At 66.3% G+C, this 17814-nt stretch carries 20 protein-coding genes; 10 read left to right on the top strand and 10 right to left on the bottom strand.

Translation table 11 applies throughout. The annotated features are described in order from the left end of the window. Window positions 1-6 precede the first annotated feature (6 nt). The 5 genes from otnK (at window position 7) to denD (ending at window position 5293) form a co-directional block, all read left to right on the top strand. Complete coding sequence (gene otnK, locus AC1DKD_RS10850) at window positions 7-1311, top strand: 3-oxo-tetronate kinase (RefSeq protein WP_441628607.1); 1305 nt, start codon at window positions 7-9, stop codon at window positions 1309-1311. After that, window positions 1308-1946: a 3-oxo-tetronate 4-phosphate decarboxylase gene (otnC, locus tag AC1DKD_RS10855; RefSeq protein WP_441628609.1), complete on the top strand. Its 639-nt coding sequence runs from the start codon at window positions 1308-1310 to the stop codon at window positions 1944-1946. Before otnK ends, otnC begins: the two co-directional genes overlap by 4 nt. A 151-nt stretch (window positions 1947-2097) precedes the next feature. Then, the gene (locus AC1DKD_RS10860; RefSeq protein WP_477111165.1) at window positions 2098-3441 is read left to right on the top strand and encodes an MFS transporter; all 1344 of its coding nucleotides are present in this window, start codon (window positions 2098-2100) and stop codon (window positions 3439-3441) included. A gap of 39 nt (window positions 3442-3480) precedes the next feature. After that, window positions 3481-4263 (top strand): 2-oxo-tetronate isomerase, encoded by a 783-nt coding sequence (gene otnI / locus AC1DKD_RS10865; protein WP_441628613.1) that lies wholly within the window; start codon window positions 3481-3483, stop codon window positions 4261-4263. Window positions 4264-4315: 52 nt separating this feature from the next. Next, entirely contained in the window at window positions 4316-5293 is a 978-nt protein-coding gene (gene denD, locus AC1DKD_RS10870) for a D-erythronate dehydrogenase (protein WP_477143271.1), read from the top strand. Between the two features lie 90 nt (window positions 5294-5383). On the opposite strand, the gene AC1DKD_RS10875 is transcribed toward denD, so the two are convergent. The 3 genes from AC1DKD_RS10875 to AC1DKD_RS10885 form a co-directional block, all read right to left on the bottom strand. Continuing rightward, complete coding sequence (locus AC1DKD_RS10875; protein ID WP_441628617.1) at window positions 5384-5821, bottom strand: YbgC/FadM family acyl-CoA thioesterase; 438 nt, start codon at window positions 5819-5821, stop codon at window positions 5384-5386. 100 nt (window positions 5822-5921) lie between these two features. Then, window positions 5922-6908, bottom strand: a complete 987-nt coding sequence (locus tag AC1DKD_RS10880; protein WP_045236343.1) for a tripartite tricarboxylate transporter substrate binding protein — start codon at window positions 6906-6908, stop codon at window positions 5922-5924. A 131-nt stretch (window positions 6909-7039) separates the two neighbouring features. Continuing rightward, the gene (locus AC1DKD_RS10885; RefSeq protein WP_441628706.1) at window positions 7040-8008 is read right to left on the bottom strand and encodes an alpha/beta hydrolase; all 969 of its coding nucleotides are present in this window, start codon (window positions 8006-8008) and stop codon (window positions 7040-7042) included. 287 nt (window positions 8009-8295) lie between these two features. On the opposite strand from AC1DKD_RS10885, the gene AC1DKD_RS10890 reads away from it, so the two are divergent. From AC1DKD_RS10890 to AC1DKD_RS10910, 5 genes are all read left to right on the top strand, one after another. After that, window positions 8296-9444 (top strand): iron-containing alcohol dehydrogenase, encoded by a 1149-nt coding sequence (locus AC1DKD_RS10890; protein ID WP_441628619.1) that lies wholly within the window; start codon window positions 8296-8298, stop codon window positions 9442-9444. Between the two features lie 81 nt (window positions 9445-9525). Next, window positions 9526-10047: an O-acetyl-ADP-ribose deacetylase gene (locus AC1DKD_RS10895; protein WP_441628621.1), complete on the top strand. Its 522-nt coding sequence runs from the start codon at window positions 9526-9528 to the stop codon at window positions 10045-10047. Between the two features lie 336 nt (window positions 10048-10383). Then, window positions 10384-10752 (top strand): VOC family protein, encoded by a 369-nt coding sequence (locus tag AC1DKD_RS10900; protein ID WP_441628623.1) that lies wholly within the window; start codon window positions 10384-10386, stop codon window positions 10750-10752. Between the two features lie 194 nt (window positions 10753-10946). Then, window positions 10947-11153 (top strand): type II toxin-antitoxin system VapB family antitoxin, encoded by a 207-nt coding sequence (locus AC1DKD_RS10905; protein ID WP_441628625.1) that lies wholly within the window; start codon window positions 10947-10949, stop codon window positions 11151-11153. Beyond that, window positions 11150-11530: a type II toxin-antitoxin system VapC family toxin gene (locus AC1DKD_RS10910; RefSeq protein WP_477143272.1), complete on the top strand. Its 381-nt coding sequence runs from the start codon at window positions 11150-11152 to the stop codon at window positions 11528-11530. The genes AC1DKD_RS10905 and AC1DKD_RS10910 overlap by 4 nt, the downstream gene beginning before the upstream one ends. A 42-nt stretch (window positions 11531-11572) precedes the next feature. Here the strand turns inward: AC1DKD_RS10910 and AC1DKD_RS10915 are convergent, their stop codons facing one another. From AC1DKD_RS10915 to AC1DKD_RS10945, 7 genes are all read right to left on the bottom strand, one after another. After that, complete coding sequence (locus AC1DKD_RS10915; RefSeq protein WP_441628629.1) at window positions 11573-12283, bottom strand: aspartate/glutamate racemase family protein; 711 nt, start codon at window positions 12281-12283, stop codon at window positions 11573-11575. 157 nt (window positions 12284-12440) lie between these two features. Further along, a complete protein-coding gene (locus AC1DKD_RS10920; RefSeq protein WP_441628631.1) occupies window positions 12441-13361 on the bottom strand; it encodes an alpha/beta fold hydrolase in 921 nt (306 codons plus the stop codon). A gap of 119 nt (window positions 13362-13480) precedes the next feature. Then, window positions 13481-14386 carry an SDR family oxidoreductase gene (locus tag AC1DKD_RS10925; RefSeq protein ID WP_477143273.1) on the bottom strand — a complete coding sequence of 302 codons (906 nt, stop codon included), beginning with the start codon at window positions 14384-14386 and terminating at the stop codon, window positions 13481-13483. A 65-nt stretch (window positions 14387-14451) separates the two neighbouring features. Further along, window positions 14452-15387: a glutathione S-transferase family protein gene (locus AC1DKD_RS10930; protein WP_441628635.1), complete on the bottom strand. Its 936-nt coding sequence runs from the start codon at window positions 15385-15387 to the stop codon at window positions 14452-14454. A 51-nt stretch (window positions 15388-15438) separates the two neighbouring features. Beyond that, window positions 15439-16260, bottom strand: coding sequence for an SDR family oxidoreductase (locus tag AC1DKD_RS10935; RefSeq protein ID WP_441628637.1), 822 nt, complete (start codon window positions 16258-16260; stop codon window positions 15439-15441). Between the two features lie 4 nt (window positions 16261-16264). Next, the gene (locus AC1DKD_RS10940; protein WP_441628639.1) at window positions 16265-17119 is read right to left on the bottom strand and encodes a class II aldolase/adducin family protein; all 855 of its coding nucleotides are present in this window, start codon (window positions 17117-17119) and stop codon (window positions 16265-16267) included. An 87-nt stretch (window positions 17120-17206) separates the two neighbouring features. Beyond that, window positions 17207-17814 (bottom strand): zinc-binding dehydrogenase (locus tag AC1DKD_RS10945; protein ID WP_477143274.1); only part of this gene is annotated, 608 nt, incomplete at its 5' end.

Here is a 17814-nt window from a genome sequence, read left to right on the forward strand (position 1 = left end):
GCCAGCATGACCGCACAGAACGAATCCCCGCGCGCCCTGCTCGGCTGTATCGCCGACGATTTCACCGGCGCCACCGACCTGGCCAATACGCTGGTGCGCAACGGCATGCGCACGGTGCAGACCATCGGCGTACCAGCCGGCGGTAAAGCGCTGCCCGGCGTGGAGCATGCCGATGCGCTGGTGGTAGCGCTGAAGTCGCGCACCATCCCGGCGGACGACGCGATCGCGCAGTCGCTGGATGCATTGCGCTGGCTGCAGGCACAGGGCTGCCGCCAGTTCTTCTTCAAGTACTGCTCCACCTTCGACTCCACGGCCGCAGGCAATATCGGCCCGGTGGCCGAGGCGCTGCTGGCGGCGCTGGGCAGCGACTTCACCATTGCCTGCCCGGCGTTTCCCGAGAACGGCCGCACCATTTTCCGTGGCCACCTGTTCGTAGGCGATGTACTGCTCAGCGAATCGGGCATGGAGCACCACCCGCTCACGCCGATGCATGACGCCAACCTGGTGCGCGTGCTGCAGCGGCAAAGCCAGGATAAGGTTGGCCTGCTGCGCTACGACGCGGTGGCGCGCGGCAGCGCGGCCGTCCGGCAAGCCATTGCAGCGTTGCGCGGCGACGGCGTGCGCCTTGCCATCGCCGACGCCGTCAGCGATACCGACCTGCATACGCTTGGCGAAGCCTGCGCCGAACTGCCGCTGCTCACCGGTGGCTCCGGGCTGGCGCTCGGCCTGCCTGCCAATTTCCGCCGCGCGGGCCTGCTGCCGGCGCGCGCGGACGCCGATCGCGTCGCCCCGGTTGCCGGCCCTGCCGTGGTGCTGGCCGGCAGTGCGTCCAGGGCAACCAATGCCCAGGTGGCCCGGTGGCTGGAGCAACAGCGCCCGGCCCTGCGCATCGACCCGCTCGCGCTGGCCAAGGGCGCGCCGCTGGTGGAGCAGGCACTCGGCCTGATTGCCTCGCATGCGGAGCCGGTGCTGGTCTACGCAACCACCACGCCTGAAGCGGTCAAGGCCGCGCAGGCCGCGCTCGGTGTGGAACGTGCCGGCCATCTGGTAGAGCAGGCGCTGGCCGCCATCGCCGCCGCGCTGAAGGCCCGCGGCACGCGCCGCTTTGTGGTGGCCGGCGGCGAAACCTCCGGCGCGGTGGTGCAGGCGCTGGGCGTGCAAGCGCTGCGCATCGGCACGCAGATCGCGCCGGGCGTGCCCGCCACTGTCACGCTGGAGGCCCAACCGCTGGCGCTGGCCCTCAAATCCGGCAATTTCGGCGGCGTCGACTTCTTCGACGAAGCGCTGCGCCAGCTCGGAGGTGAAGCATGAGCACCGAAGCCAGCCTGCGCGAAGAGATCTGCCGCATCGGCGCCAGTCTCTACCAGCGTGGCTACACCGTCGGCAGCGCCGGCAATATCAGCGCGCGCATGGACGACGGCTGGCTGATCACGCCGACCGACGCCTGCCTCGGCATGCTGGACCCCGCCGCCATTGCCAAGGTGGACAGCGGCGGCAACTGGGTGGCCGGCGACAAACCGTCCAAGACGCTCACCCTGCACCGCGCCATCTACGACAACAACCCGCAGGCGCACGGCGTGGTGCACACGCACTCCACCCACCTGGTGGCGCTGAGCCTGGCGGGCGCCTGGCAGCCGGACGATGTGCTGCCGCCAATCACGCCCTACTACGTGATGAAGGTGGGGCATATCCCGCTGATTCCCTACCACCGGCCGGGTGACCCGGCGGTGGCGGCGCGCGTTGCCCGGCTTGCCCCTGAAGTGCGCGGCGTGCTGCTCGCGCGCCTTGGCCCGGTGATGTGGGAGACCACCGTCTCGCGCGCGGCGTTCGCGCTCGAGGAACTCGAAGAAACCGCCAGGCTCTGGCTGATGTTGAAGGATAAGCCCGACCCGCTCGACGAGCACGCCCTGGCCGAACTGCGCAATACCTTCAAGGCGCGCTGGTAGGCAGAGCACAACCACAAACATAAGCAAAACAGAACGGCCCGGCCGCACGCCCCGATTTCCCCTCGGGCCGCGGCAAGGGCAGCGTTCGCCCTCGGCTTGCCGATCCGGACCGGATCCAGGCCGGCATCAAGCCGAAACAACGGAGACAACCATGAATACTTCCACCCAGGCCGCGCTGACCGGCGCCGGCCAAGACATCGACCGGGGCATCGACCGGGACATCGAAAAGCGCGCCTACAGCAAGGTGTTCTGGCGCATCATGCCCTTCCTGATGCTGTGCTACGTGATCGCTTACCTGGACCGCGTCAACGTGGGCTTCGCCAAGTTGCAGATGGCGCAGGACCTGGCCTTCTCCGAGACCGTGTTCGGCCTCGGCGCCGGACTGTTTTTCATCGGCTACTTCCTGTTCGAGGTGCCCAGCAACCTGCTGATGCACAAACTGGGCGCGCGCATCTGGATTGCGCGGATCATGATCACGTGGGGCATCATCTCGGCGCTGTTCGTGTTCGTGAAAACGCCGGCCACCTTCTACATCATGCGCTTCCTGCTCGGCCTGGCCGAAGCGGGGTTCTATCCCGGCGTGATCCTCTACCTGACCTACTGGTACCCCGCCAACCGGCGCGCCAAGATGATCGCGCTGTTCATGTCGGGCATCCCGGTGGCCGGCATGTTCGGCAATCCCTTGTCGGGCTTCATCATGGACGCCTTCCATGACTACGGCGGCATGCGCGGCTGGCAATGGATGTTCCTGCTCGAAGCCTTGCCCGCGCTGCTGATCGGCGTGATCACGGTGTTCGTGCTCAAGAACGGCATCGACCAGGCGCCCTGGCTGGACGCCGACGAGAAGCGCGTGCTCAAGCGCAATATCGAGGAAGACTCGCGCCAGGCCAATGCCTCGGGCACCGGCCACTCGCTGCGCGCGGTGTTCTCGGATCGCCGCGTGTGGTGGATGTGCCTGATCTACTTCTGCTTCGTCACCGGACAATACGCGCTGACCTTCTGGATGCCCACCCTGGTCAAGACCAGCGGCGTGAAGGGCAACCTCAATATCGGCCTGCTCAGCGCCATTCCCTTTGTCTGCGCCATCGTGGTGATGAACTTCCTGGGCCACAGCGCCGACGCCCGCCGCGAGCGCCGCTGGCACCTGATCGTGCCGGCGCTGATGGGCGCGGTGGGCTTTGCCATTGCCGCCTCGTTTACCCACAATACGGTGGTGGCCATCGCCGCGCTGTCCCTGGCCGCCGCCGGCGTGCTGACCTGTGCCCCGCTGTTCTGGTCGCTGCCCACCGCCTTCCTGTCGGGCCTGGCCGCCGCCTCCGGCATTGCCGTGGTCAATTCGGTGGGCAACCTGGCGGGCTTTGTGGCACCGTACATGGTGGGCTACCTGACCGACCTCACCCATAGCACGCAGTCGAGCATGTATGTGCTGTCGGCCATGCTGGTGCTTGGCGCCGGGCTGGTCTGGCTCACGCCGGGCAAGCTGGTCAACCGCTAAGCCAAGACACAAGAACCACCCTTTCTCCTGGAGCACCGCATGCCGCGCTTTGCCGCCAACCTGTCGATGATGTACACCGAGCACGCCTTCCTGGACCGCTTCGCCGCCGCGGCGGCGGACGGTTTCAAGGCCGTGGAGTACCTCTTCCCCTATGAACATCCCGCTGCCGAGATCCGGGCTCGCCTCGATGCCAACGGGCTGACCCAGGCCCTGTTCAACGCGCCGCCGGGCGACTGGAACGCCGGCGAGCGCGGCATGGCGGCCCTGCCGGGACGCGAGGCCGGTTTTCGCGATGCCTTCGCCCGCGCGCTGGAATACGCGGCCGTGATCGGCAACGACAAGGTCCACGTGATGGCCGGCCTGGTGCCCGCCGGCGCCGATCGCGCGCGCCATCGTGCCTGCTACCTGGAGAACCTGGCGCACGCCGCCCGTGCCGCCGCCGCGCAAGGCATCACCGTGCTGATCGAGCCCATCAACGCCCGCGATATGCCCGGCTATTTCCTCAACCGCCAGGACGACGGCCAGGCCATCTGCAAGGAAGTCGGGGCGGCCAACCTGAAGGTGCAGTTCGACTGCTACCACTGCCAGATCGTGGAAGGCGACCTCACCGTCAAGCTCAAGCGTGACTTTGCCGGCATCGGGCATATCCAGATCGCCGGCGTGCCCGAGCGGCACGAGCCGGATCTGGGCGAACTGAACTATCCGTACCTGTTCGATGTGATCGACGGGCTTGGCTATGACGGCTGGATCGGCTGCGAATACCGGCCGCGCGCCGGCACCTCGGCGGGGCTGGGCTGGCTCAAGCCTTACCTGAAGGGCTAAGCGCCCGCTTGCGGCACGAACCAATCAACTGCAAGACAACTGGAAGATCAAGATGCATGTACTGATCACGGGCGGCGCCGGCTTTCTCGGCCTGCAACTGGCCCGCCTGCTGCTCAAGCGCGRCACCCTGGACATCGACGGCAAGCCGGCCGCCATCGAAGGCCTGACCCTGCTCGACGTGGTGGCCCCGCCCCCGCTGGACGACGCACGCGTGCGCGTGGTCACGGGCGACCTGTCCGACCCCGCGGTGCTGGCACAGGCCGTCGATGCCCGTACCGGCGCGGTGTTCCACCTGGCGGCCGTCGTCAGCGGCCAGGCGGAAGCGGATTTTGAGCTGGGCATGCGCGTCAATCTCGACGCCGCCCGTGCGCTGCTGGAAACCTGCCGCGCGCAGGGCCATCGGCCGCGCGTGGTGTTCACCAGTTCGGTCGCCGTGTATGGCGGCACCCTGCCCGCCGTGGTGCAGGACGATACCGCGCTCAACCCGCAATCCTCATACGGCGCGCAAAAGGCGATTGGCGAGCTGCTGCTGTCGGATTACAGCCGGCGCGGCTTTGTCGACGGGCGCGTGCTGCGGCTGCCGACCATCAGCGTACGGCCGGGCAAGCCCAATGCCGCGGCATCGTCGTTCGCCAGCGGGATCATTCGCGAGCCGCTGGCTGGAGAGGCGGCCAATTGCCCGGTGGCGCCGGACACGCCGCTGTGGCTGCTGTCGCCGCGCGGGGCCATCGCTGCGCTGGTGCGCGGCATGGAAATCGATGGCCTTGATTTCGGCGAGCGCCGGACCGTGAACCTGCCGGGGCTGTCGGTAACGCCCAGGGAGATGGTGGCGGCGTTGCGGCGCGTGGCCGGCGATGCCGTGGCGGATCGGGTGAGCTGGGAGCGCGAGGCGCGCATCGAGAATATCGTCGGCACCTGGCCCGCCGCGTGGAACACGGCGCGGGCGCTGGCGCTGGGGTTCCAGGGGGACGCGGATTTCGATGCGGTGATCCGGGCCTACATGGAGGATGCCGGTATCGCGGCGCGCTGAGTTTCCAGGCGCCTTTTCGAGCGGCGCTGGCGTGCACGCAGGCCAGCGCCGCCGCTTAAGCAACCACCGCGCAGCCGGGAGCCAGCCGGCTCAGGCGTCCGGCTTCACGGCCTCATAAGCCGTGATCGTTTCCCGTACCGGCCCGGGAACCGGCGCCGATTTCTTCGTGGCCGGGTCCGCGCACACATAGACGATCTCGCCGGTAATCAGGTGCTCGTCGCCACGATACATCTCCACGCGGAACAACATGCTGGAGCGGCCCAGACGTGCGATACGCCCCCGGATTTCCAGCATGTCGTCGAAGCGCGCGGACGCGTGATACTCCAGCGTGGACTTCACCACGAAAATATCAACGCCATGCGCGTGCAGCACGTCCTCCGGATACCGGATCCCCAGCGCACGCCAGTACTCCGTCACGCAGATATCGCAGTAGGTCAGGTAGTGCGCGTTGAAGACGATCGACTGCGGATCGACCTCAGCCCAGCGCACGCGCAGCGGCATGCTGTGACGGAAATCTTCCTTTGCCATGACGGCGTTCCCCTTGATTGCCGGCCGAAAACCGGCCCGATATGAAAACGGCGCCAGCCCCTGACAGGGCGGCGCCGGCTCAAGGCAGGCTATGCCCTGCTTATTGCGGCTTGTTCAGCCCCAGCTTGTCGATAATGGCCTTTTCCTTCTTGACCGTATCCGCCGCAAACTTGGCATATTGCTCGCTGCTCATGTAGTAAGGCTCCATGTCGAACTTGGCCAGCGCATCGCGGTAGTTCTGCATTTCCATGGCCTTCTTGAAGCCGTCATGCAGCTTCTTGACGATCTTCGGATCGGTGCCCTTGGGCGCCACCACGCCGAACGGCGAGGTCTGCACGATGCCCAGGCCCAGTTCCTTGAGCGTCGGCACATTGGGGAAGCGCGCCGAGCGCTTCTCGCCCCAGGTCGACAGCAGGCGCAGCTTGCCCGATTCCACGTACGGCGCCCAGGCCGGGGTATCGGCCACCGACATCACGTGACCGCCCAGCAGGGCCTGCATGGATTCCGAGTTGCCCTTGTACGGGATATGCGAGAACTGCACGTTCTGCTTCATGGCCAGCTCTTCCATGGTCAGGTGCAGCGTGGTCATCGAACCCGGCGAGCCGTAGGTCAGCTTGCCCGGGTTGGCCTTCGCATAGGCAATGTATTCCTGCATGGTCTTGATTGGCGAATCCGCCGGGACCACCAGGCCGAACGAGTAGCCGGCCAGGTTGATCACGTAGGACAGGTCCTTGACCGGGTCCCAGTTGATCTTGGTGGTGTACGGCAGGCGGTAGACCGGCATCGCTACCTGCGCCAGCGTGTAGCCGTCAGGCTGGGTCGACTGCATCAGCTGGGCGGGCAGCACGCCGCCCGCTCCCGGCTTGTTCTCGATGATCACCGGCTGGCCGAAGATCTTGGAAGCGTTTTCCGCCAGCACGCGGAACGGCAGGTCGGTGGAGCCCCCGGCGGTATAGCCGATGATCAGGCGGATCGGCCGTTGCGGGAAATTGTCCGCCTGCGCCAGGGCCGGCGCGCTGGCCAGGCCGAGGGTTGCCGCGGTAGCGGCGAGCGCGCCCGCATGGGCGAGGAATTGGCGGCGATGCATGAGTCTCTGTCTCCTGTTGCTATTGCAATTGCTACTACAAGTACAAGTAATGCACTACTGGTAAAGCCATCAAAACCGGGGGTTCTGCGACCGCTTCGATCCGGCTGCCGGCGGTGTCCGGCGAGCCGCGCTCATCCGCCATCGAAGACGATGCGCAAGGCGGCGACCGCGTCGCCATGGGCGCCGGCCACCGCCGGGACGAAGCGCCCCAGCTTGAAGAAATCGTGGATCATGCCCGGGTAGTCGGCCAGATGCGCCGGCACGCCCGCGGCGCGCAGCTTGGCCGCGTAGGCCACGCCTTCGTCGTGCAGCGGATCGTAGCCGGCCACGGCGATCCAGGCGGGACAGCAGCCGTGCACATTGGCGCCCTGGCCGCCGCCATCGAGCGGGGCGAAGCGCCAGTCGTCGCGGCTGGCTTCGCTGTCCAGGTATTGCGCGAAAAACCACTGGATCATCGGCGCCGTCAGCAGGTAGCCCTCGGCCAGCGCGCGGTGCGACGGCATGTCCTGGCGGGCGCACGTGCCGGGGTAGATCAGCATCTGCAGCACCGGCGCCAGGCCGAGATCGCGCGCGTGCACCGCGCAGGCGCTGGCCAGCGTGCCCCCCGCGCTGTCGCCGCCCAGGGCGATGCGGCTGGCGTCGGCACCCAGGCGCGCGGCCTCGTCGAACACCCACTGCATCACGTCGAAGGCATCGTTCGCCGCGTGGGGGAATTTCCACTGCGGGCCCAGGCGGTAGTCCACCGACAGCACCATGCAATCCGCCTGCGCGCACAGCAACCGGCACAGCGGATCATGCGAATTGACGCTGCCCACCGTGAAGCCGCCGCCGTGGAAATACAGCAACAGCGGCAGCGGCTCGGTCCAGTTGGCCTCGCGTGGCGCGTACAGGCGCACCGGGATATCGTAGCCATCGCGCGCGGCCACGCTCAGGTTTTCCACGCTGTGCACGGGCTGCGGCGCGATATCCATGATGGGCGCGCTCTTCTCGTAAGCGATCTTGGCGTCGGCCGGATCCAGTTCGTGGATGGATGGGCGCTTGACCCGTCCGATCAACTCCAGCAGTGCCGCCACCTGCGGGTCGAGCGGGGCCGTGGGCATGCCGGACATGGCAGGCGCGGGCTGGGCGGACACGGAGGCAGACGGAACAGCGGACATGAAAGACGGTCAGTGTAGTGGCAACGAACCTTCGGCAAACCGAAGCGCCGGCCGCTCTGGCATGCCGGATGTTCGAATTGTGAACGATCGTTCGATTTTAGTATGATTCCGTATGTTTCGGCAGCAAAGCCTATGAAATTTAGCCGGGGCTGGCCAGATCGGCAGGTTTTGCGCGATCATCGGCCATCGTCAGAAGAAAATAAAACCCCTCACCGACGGAGACAGCATAGATGGCCTTCATTTATTACCTCACCCATATCCACCTGGATTTCGGCACGATCGGCCAGCTCAAGGCGGAGTGCGAGCGCATCGGCATCCGCCGCCCCCTGATCGTGACGGATAAAGGCGTGGTCGCCGCCGGAGTAGCCCAGCAGGCCATCGACGCCCTGGGCGGCCTGCCGCACGGGATCTTCGACGAAACCCCCTCCAACCCGACCGAGGCGATGGTCAAGAAGGCCGCCGCGCAATACCGGGAAGGCGGCTGCGACGGACTGGTGGCGGTGGGCGGAGGCTCCTCCATCGACCTGGCCAAGGGCATTGCGATCCTCGCCACCCATCCCGGCGAGCTGACCACCTACGCCACCATCGAAGGCGGCAGCGCCAGGATCACCGAGCGCGCCGCACCGCTGATCGCCGTGCCGACCACCGCGGGCACCGGCAGCGAAGTCGCGCGCGGCGCCATCATCATCCTGGAAGACGGCCGCAAGCTCGGCTTCCACTCCTGGCACCTGCTGCCCAAGTCCGCCATCTGTGATCCGGGCCTCACGCTGGGCCTGCCGGCCAGCCTGACCGCCGCCACCGGCATGGATGCGATCGCGCACTGCGTGGAGACCTTCCTGGCACCCGCCTTCAACCCCCCCGCTGACGGCATCGCGCTGGACGGCCTGGAACGCGGCTGGAAGCACATCGAACGCGCCACGCGTGACGGCCAGGACCGCGAGGCACGGCTGAACATGATGAGCGCGTCCATGCAGGGCGCCATGGCCTTCCAGAAGGGCCTGGGCTGCGTGCACTCGCTGTCGCACCCGCTGGGCGGCCTCAAGGTGGACGGCAAGACCGGCCTGCACCATGGCACCCTGAACGCGGTGGTGATGCCGGCCGTGCTGCGCTTCAACGCCGACGCGCCCAGCGTGGTGCGCGACAACCGCTACGCCCGCCTGCGCCACGCCATGGGCTTGCCCGCGGATGCCGACCTGGCCCAGGCCGTGCATGACATGACGGCGCGCCTCGGGCTGCCCACCGGCCTGCGCCAGATGGGCGTCACCGAGGACATGTTCGACAAGGTGATCGCCGGTGCGCTGGTGGACCATTGCCACAAGACCAACCCGAAAGAGGCCAGCGCCGCGGATTATCGGCGTATGCTGGCGGAATCCATGTAAGTGCCGCGGCGGGCCGGCAGCACAGGTGCGCGGAACAGCCGGGGCGGTCCAGCTTTATCCAACCAGCACGGAGAAGAGGTCATGACAGGGGAACACCTGCAGGTCTTGCACGGAGACATCACCCGCATGGAAGTCGACGCCATCGTCAATGCCGCCAATAGCGGCTTGCTCGGTGGCGGCGGCGTCGATGGCGCCATCCACGGCGCCGGCGGCCCCGCCATCATGGCCGCCTGCCGCGGCATCCGCGAAACCAAGGGCGGCTGCCCCACCGGCCAGGCGGTGATGACCACCGGCGGCCTGCTGCCCGCGCCTTACGTCATCCATGCGGTCGGTCCCGTCTGGCAAGGGGGCGGCCACGACGAAGACGCCCTGCTCGCCAGCGCCTATCAGGCGAGCATCGCGCTGGCCGCGCAGCACAAGCTACGGACCATCGCCTTTCCCAACATCAGCACCGGCATCTACGGATTCCCGCGCGAGCGGGCCGTGGATATTGCCATCGAGGCAGTGCGCAAGGCGCTGGCGGCGGCCCCCAGCATCGAGCAGGTCAGTTTTGTGTGCTTCGACGATGAGAATTACCGGCTGTACCGGCATCGGTTGAGTTGATCGCGTTGCGTTGATCGCGTTGAGCTTCGGGCCACGCCGGCGGTGCTTGCCGCAACGTGGCCGAAGCGATTTCAGGCAACCGGGCATCGGGCGCTGGCGATTCCCGGTTGGTTGCATGGCCAGCAGGTGAACCTGCGGTTTGCCAGAGACAATTTCGGGCACGAGTCCATTGCCCACCACCAGCGCCCACCTGCATGCGGAAGATGATGCCCGGCGCGTGGCCGCGCAGATGCGGCACCGGATTGGCTGGACCAGCAAGCCGCAAGCAATATCCGCGCGCTCGTAAGGGTTCAGCGTGGGCTCCGCTTGCACATACCTCGTCCCGGAGATTGCGACATGGCCATCCAGCTCAACCACACCATCGTCTTTTCTCATGACAAGAAGGTGTCCGCCGACTTCCTCTGCGAGATCCTCGGACGTCCCGCTGCCGTGCCGTTCGGGCCGTTTCTTGCCGTACGGCTGGACAACGAAGTCACCCTGGACTTCATGGACGCGCAAGGCGATGTTGCCCTGCAGCACTATGCCTTTCTGATCAGCGACGTCGAATTCGGGCAAAGCCTCGCCCGAATCCGCGCGCGCAACCTGATGTACTGGTCGGACCCATACCGCCGCCGCCCCGGCGAGGTCAGCACGGACGATGGCTGCCGCAGAATCTATTTCGAAGATCCGAGCAAGCATCTCCTGGAAATCTTCACGAAGGGATAAGACGCATGCGCATCGAGAGGAAGTGGCGCGACGACTGCCACGGGCTTCGGCATTCCGCGGCATCGCGCTTCCCGTGAGAAGCCGCCACGACGAAGTCCGCCGCGTGCAACAGCGGAAAACGCCAGCTTCGAGCGCCTTGCCGAGATGCTGTTATTGGTGCAAATTTACATCAACTTTGAGGCAAGGAGCACGTTATGCGCACTACCGTCATGATCGACGATGCCCTCTATGAACAAGCGCTAGACGTGGCCGACCCCAGCATGGACAAATCTGACCTCTTTCGGGAGGCGATTAAGACGTTCGTCCGGGTACAAGCGGCCAAGCGCCTCGCGGCCCTCGGTGGTACCGCTCCAGACATGCAAGATGTGTCGCGTCGCCGTACGGGGCCTCAAGCGAAATGAGCGTACTCGTCGACACTTCGGTATGGGTAGATCATTTTAGGAACCGCAATAACGCACTGGTCAATTTGATCCTGTCAGATCAAGCACTGACCCATCCTATGGTCGTGGTTGAATTGGCTTTCGGGACGCCTCCGGCACCACGTACCCGGACACTCGGGGACATCGGACTGTTGCAGCCTGCCCAGCAGGCTAGCCTTGCAGAGGTAATGGCGTTTATCGAACACGAGAAATTGTATGGGCTAGGTTGCGGCCTGGTAGACGTCTCATTACTGGCTTCCACTCTGATCACACCAGGCGCGCAGCTATGGACACTGGACAAGCGTCTCGACGATTTGTCGGAGCGTYTTGGTGTGGCGCATCGCCCCAAGCTTCACTAGGTGCAGGCTCCCGAAACGTCCTCTCCCTCCCCCGTGCCTGGTCTAGCGCGTGGCCACCGCCCCCTCCAGCGCCCATCCCACCGCCGCCTGTGCATGCAGCGCAGTGGTATCGAACACCGGCAGCGCCACATCATCCTGCCCGATCAGCAACGCAATCTCGGTACACCCCAGGATCACCCCGCCCACGCCCCGGGCCTGCAAGCCATCGATGATCCGGCGGTACGCATCCCGCGAGCCGTCGCGCACGATGCCATGGCAGAGTTCGTCATAGATGATCCCGTGGACCAGCGCACGGTCCGCGGCCTCCGGCACCACCACTTCGATACCATGCTTCTCCTGCATGCGGCCGCGATAGAAGTCCTGCTCCATCGTGAAGGCCGTGCCGAGCAGGCCGACCCGCGTGATGCCGGAGCGGCGCAAGGCCTGCGCGGTGGGATCGACGATATGCAGGAAGGGAATGTCGAGCGCGGCTTCCAGGGCCGGCGCCACGCGGTGCATGGTATTGGTACAGAGCAGCACGAAATCCGCTCCCGCCGCCTGTACCTGCAAGGCGGCCTGCTGCATGCACTCGCCGAGTTCGTCCCAGCGTTGCGCGTGCTGCAGTGCCTTGATCTGCTCGAAGCTCACCGTGACCATGACACTGCGCGCGTTGTGATGGCCGCCCAGGCGCTGCTTCATGTCCTGGTTGATCAGGCGGTAGTACTCGGCCGAGGATTCCCAGCTCATGCCGCCGATCAGTCCGATCGTCTTCATCTTGACCTTCCTTGCGCGCACCGGCGCTGTCGAATCCGGTCAATGTAGCAGCCGGCGGCACGCTGCCCCATGCACAGTGCGCCGGTTTCCCACCGGGCCAGCGCTGCGGCAAACGCCTGACGCGGCTGGCCGGAAAGGCAGCCGCGTCAGGCGCGGTTCAGGGCAAGGCGCTGCGGATCAGCAGGTTGATGCGCTCCGGTTGTTCGTGGATGACCCAGTGCGTGCCGTCCGGAATGCGTTCCAGCCGCATGTCCGGGACGAACTTATCCAGGCCATCCAGCAGGCTCCTGGGCAGCGCGGTATCGCGCTCGCCCCAGATCACCAGGGTCGGCACCCTTACCGTAAATGCCGCGGGGTCCAGCTTGGAAATATCGGGCGGCGTTTCGCCGGGACCCGGCGGATGCATCGGAGAGGCGCGGTAATAGTTGACGCCGCCGGTCAGCGAGTGCGAGCCGCCGGCGCCAGGCTGCGACCAGGCAGCGTGGTATTTCTCGCGTGTCTCGCCGGCAAACCAGGGCGCGGGCTGCTTGCCGCCTCCGGTCAGGAAACTCTCCAGCCTGGCGAAGCCGTCGGCCGCCAGCGCGTCTTCCGATCCCGGCGCGCGCAGCCAGTTCATATAGGCCGAGGCTTCCTGCTGCTGCGGATCGCTGGTCAGGGCCCTGGCAAACACGTAAGGATGCGGGGAGTTGATGATGACGAGCCGCTCGACCATCTTCGGAAACTGGATGGCCAGGTTCCAGCAGATCGCCCCGCCCCAGTCGTGCGCCACCACCACGCAGTGCGAATAGCCAAGCGCATTGATGAACTGCACCAGGTCTTCGACAATGTGGCGCGGCCGGTAGGATTCCACGTCGGCGGGCTTGCTCGACAGGTTGAAGCCGCGCAGGTCCGGCGCCACCGCGTAGTGGGTCTTGCCGAACTCGGCGAGCTGCTCTTCCCATTCGTACCAGAATTCCGGGAAGCCATGCACGAACAGCACCAGCGGCCTGCCGCGCTCCCCCGCGCTGGCGTAATGCAGGCGCGTGCCGTTGGGTAAGGTGGCGTACTGCAGATGGCGAATGACTGCAGGTTTGGTCATGGAATCCTCCCTTGCCGCAATGGCTGACTTGTCTCCGATGGACTGGCTGCCGCCCGCGGCGCCCAGGGCCGGCAGGTCGTCCGGTCCACCAGCCGATGCCCTGTCCGCCGCCTGGCGGCTTACTCGCCGCGCAGGGCCGCGACCAGTCCCGCGCGCACCTCCGGTTTGTCGGCGAACGGATCGCTCGGGTTGCGCTGGCTAATGATATCTTCGAAGCGCTGCCGCACGGGCGCCAGTTGCTGCGGATGCGAGTAAATATAGAAACCGTTGTCGCGGATCRCATCGAAGGTGAGTTGCGCCACTTCTGCGGCCGTGACCTTGCCCGAACTGACCGCCTTGTCCGAGAGCGCTTGCGACACCAGTTGCGAACGCGTGGGCGGCGCCTCGTTGGCCAGTTCCGAGGGGCGGTTGCGGCCCGATTGCGTGATGCCGGTCGGCACGAAATACGGGCATAGCACCGAGCAACGCACCTGCTCGCTGACCAGGCTGAGATCCTGGTACAGCGATTCGGACAAGGAAACCACGGCGTGTTTGGAAACGTTATAGACACCCATCGCAGGCGGGCTTAGCAGGCCGGCCATGGAAGCCGTATTCACGATATGGCCTTCGAACGACGGGTCCTTGGCCGCGGCGGCCAGCATCAGCGGGGTGAAGATCCGCACGCCGTGGATCACGCCGTACAGGTTGACGCCCAGTACCCACTCCCAGTCGCGCTCGCTGTTCTCCCACATCAGTCCACCCGCGCCGACGCCCGCGTTGTTGAACAGCAGGTTGACCTGGCCGAAGGCGGCGATGGCGGCATCGGCCAGCGCCTGGACCTGCTCCGCCTTGGACACGTCCACGCGCACGCCGACGACCGGCACACCTTGCGCCTTGAATTCCGCCACCGTTGCGTCCAGTGCATCTTCCTGCACGTCCGCCAGCACCAGCTTCATGCCGAGTCCCGCTCCCAGCCTGGCGAATTCCTTGCCGAAGCCGGATGCGCCGCCAGTGATCACTGCCACCTTGCCCTGGAATTGCTTCATGTTGTCTGCCTCTGGTTGCTCTGGTTGGTATGGGGTTGTCTTGCCAGTCCCGCCGCGCGCCGGTCCTAGCCCGCGCGCAGCACCTGATAGCCCTGGCGCGGGAAATGCACATTGACCGCGCCCGCGCGCGGGTCCTGCCGGCGCAGCACGGCGCGGTGCGCATCCAGCGCCACCAGCACGCCCGCCACCGGGTCGCGCGCGTAGTCGGTCGGCGTCACGGTAACCGCATCGCCGGCCTCAAAACCGCTGTCGGCCGCCACCCCACCGGTCTGCGCCAGCGGATCGGTGCGTTGCGCCACGTCCAGCGCGGCCTCGCTGCCGATCACCCGCACGGTGCCATGGCCGCAGGCCTGCATGCGGTCATACCAGGCCTGCACGGCCGGATACGCGTCCAGCAGCCGGGCCAGTTCGCTGGCGCGCCGGATAAACCAGACGTTGTGATACAGCGAGAAATCCGCCACCGACAGCTCGGGCCCCGCCACGTGCGCCACGCCGGCAGTGAATTGCTGCTCCAGCCGGCCGAAGGTTTCGTGCAGCAGCGCGATGGCCTCGGGCAAGGGCATGCGCAACGCATTGGTGTCGCCACGCATGGCCTTGCGGTCTGCGGCGAAGGCCTGGATCTGCGCTGGCGTGAGATGGCCCAGCATGCTTTGCGCACCGGCCGGCTGGAACAGGTAAGTCACGGCGGCGGTGAACAGCGCGGTATCGAACCAGCTCGCGGCGACACGCGCGCTGGCCGCCTGCGCCGCGGGGTACAGCGCGGGCGCGGGCGCCACGCTGTCGATCACCTCGCAGATCAGCGCGGTATCGCAATAGATGTCCGCGCCCACCTGCAGGATCGGGGTACGCCGGTAGCCGCCTGTCAGCGCCACCACATCCGGCTTGGGCAGGATCGGCGGGACTTCCACCGCCTGCCAGGCCAGGCCCTTGGCGCCCATCAGCAGCCGGATCTTTTCTGAGAACGGCGAGGTTGCGTACTGGTGAAGGATTAGATCGGCCATGTTGTCGTTGTCGCTCTTGTTGTCCAGCTGAAATTGTCCTGATTGCTGCCGTTACCGCCCCGCCTGCTTCAGGGCCTTGAGCGCCATGTTCTCGACCATGCCGGGCGCCAGCAGCCTGAGCCACAGGCCCAGCCTGCCCCTGGCCGTCATCACCAGTTCGCGCTTGCGTGCCGCCATGGCGCCCAGCATCTGGCGCGCGCATTCCTGCGCGGTCATGGCGTCATCCTCGCGCAGCCGGCTTTCGCCCAGCGCGCGCCCGTCCGGGCCGAAGCCGTTGATGCGCGTATCGGTCGCCACCACGCCAGGGAACACCACGCACACATCCACGCCGGTACCGCGCAGTTCGGCCCGCAGCGCCTCGCAAAAGCCCGCCAGCGCGAACTTGCTGGCCGAGTAGGCGGTGCGGCCCGGCACGCCGATCTTGCCGGCCAGGCTGGACACCGCCACCATCAGGCCGCCGCGCTGGCGCAGGTATGGCAGCGCCTCGCGCGTGCACCACATGGCGCCGAAGTAGTTCACGCGCATCACCTGCTCGTAGTAGCTGTAGTCGGAGACTTGCTCGAAGTAGCCGTGGGCCGACACGCCAGCGTTATTGACCAGCACATCGATCCCGCCATATTGCGCAGCCACGGTGGCTACCAGCCGCCTGCAATCGACCTCGTCGGACACGTCGGCGCGCCAGACCGCCACGTCGGCGGCCGGGTGCTGGCGGCGGATGCGTTCCGCCAGCGCGTGCAGCATGTCCACGCGGCGGGCCGCCAGCGCCAGGCGCGCGCCTTGCCGGGCCAGCAGCACGGCCAGTTCCGCGCCGATGCCGTCCGAGGCGCCGGTAATCAGAACGACCTTGCCGGTAAACGGTGCGAAGGCAGCCATGGCGTCAATCCAGCAGGTCGGGTTGTTCCTTGACGATGCGGGCGTACAGCGGCTGGAACTGGAACCAGCCTGCCTGCGCGGTGCCGACGATCGAGTAAGCCTGGCGCGCGGCCGCGTCCGAGATGACCTTCAGGGGCGCGTTGGTGCGCGCGGCGGCAGCCTCGGCCAGCAACTGCACCTGGCAGGAACGCTCCATGGTGATAAACCACCAGGCGGCTTCGTCCACCGTCTTGCCCACAGTCAGCAGCCCGTGGTTCTGCAGGATTGCGGCCTTGTTGCCGCCGAGCGCGGTGGCAATGCGCTGGCCCTCGTCCAGTTCCACCACCACGCCGCCGAAATCGTCGTACAGGGCATGGTCGTTGTAGAAGGCGCACACGTCCTGTGTCAGCGGATCGAGCGGCCGGCCCAGCGTGGACCAGGCACGGCCATACGTGCTGTGCGAGTGCGCGGCGGCCCCTGCGTCGGCACGGGTCTGGTGCACGCGCGAATGGATGGCGAAGGCGGCGGCGTTGACCGGGTAGTCGCCCTCCACCACTTCGCCGTGGTGGTCGCAGCGGATCAGGTTGGAGACCTTGACCTGGCTGAAGTGCACGCCGAAGGGGTTGACCCAGAACGTGTCCGGAAACTCCGGATCGCGCGCCGTGATGTGGCCGGCCACGCCTTCATCGAAGCCAAACTTGGAGAACAGCCGGAAGGCCGCCGCCAGCCGCTGCTTGCGGTGCAGGCGTTCCTCGGCCGGCGTATCGAACTTGGGCGGACGCGGCAGCACGCGATATTTGGCTTTCACCTCTTCGGACAGGCCGGCAGCCATTTCGTCCTGATCGGCCAGCGGCCTGGCTTGTTCTGCTGGAGCATTCATGGGGTGTCTCCTTTTTTTCGTCATTCATACCACCGGTTTGCGTTCCCTCTCCCACAAGCGGGAGAGGGAACGTCCGCAGGCCCGTCCTTACACCAGCTTGACCAGCTGCTTGCCGAAATTCTTGCCCTTGAGCAGGCCCATGAACGCTTCCGGCGCGCTCGCCAGCCCTTGCGCGACGCTCTCACGGAACTTGAGCTTGCCTTGCGCCACGGCGGTGCCCAGCTCTTGCAGCGCTTGCGGCCACACGTCCATGTGTTCGGACACGATAAAGCCTTCCACGGTCAGGCGCGACACCAGGATCAGTTGCGGGTTCTTCAGCGGCATCGGCTGGCCATCGTAGCCGGCGATCATGCCGCAGATGGCGATGCGGCCGAAGGCGTTCATGCGGGCCAGCACCGTATCGAGTATCTCGCCCCCCACGTTCTCGAAGTAGCCGTCCACGCCATCCGGGGTGGCTTCCTTGAACATGGTGTACAGCTCCTTGCTGTCCTTGGCCGCCTTGTAGTCGATGCAGGCATCGAAGCCCAGCTCATTGACCACGTAGTCGCACTTGTCCTTGCCGCCGGCAAAGCCGACCACGCGGCAGCCCTGCAGCTTGGCCAGCTGGCCCACTACGCTGCCGACCGCGCCGGAAGCCGCGCTCACCACGATGGTCTTGCCGGCCTTCGGCTGGATGATCTTGTTCAGGCCATACC

It is taken from the genome of Cupriavidus sp. 05T313 (assembly GCF_056396665.1).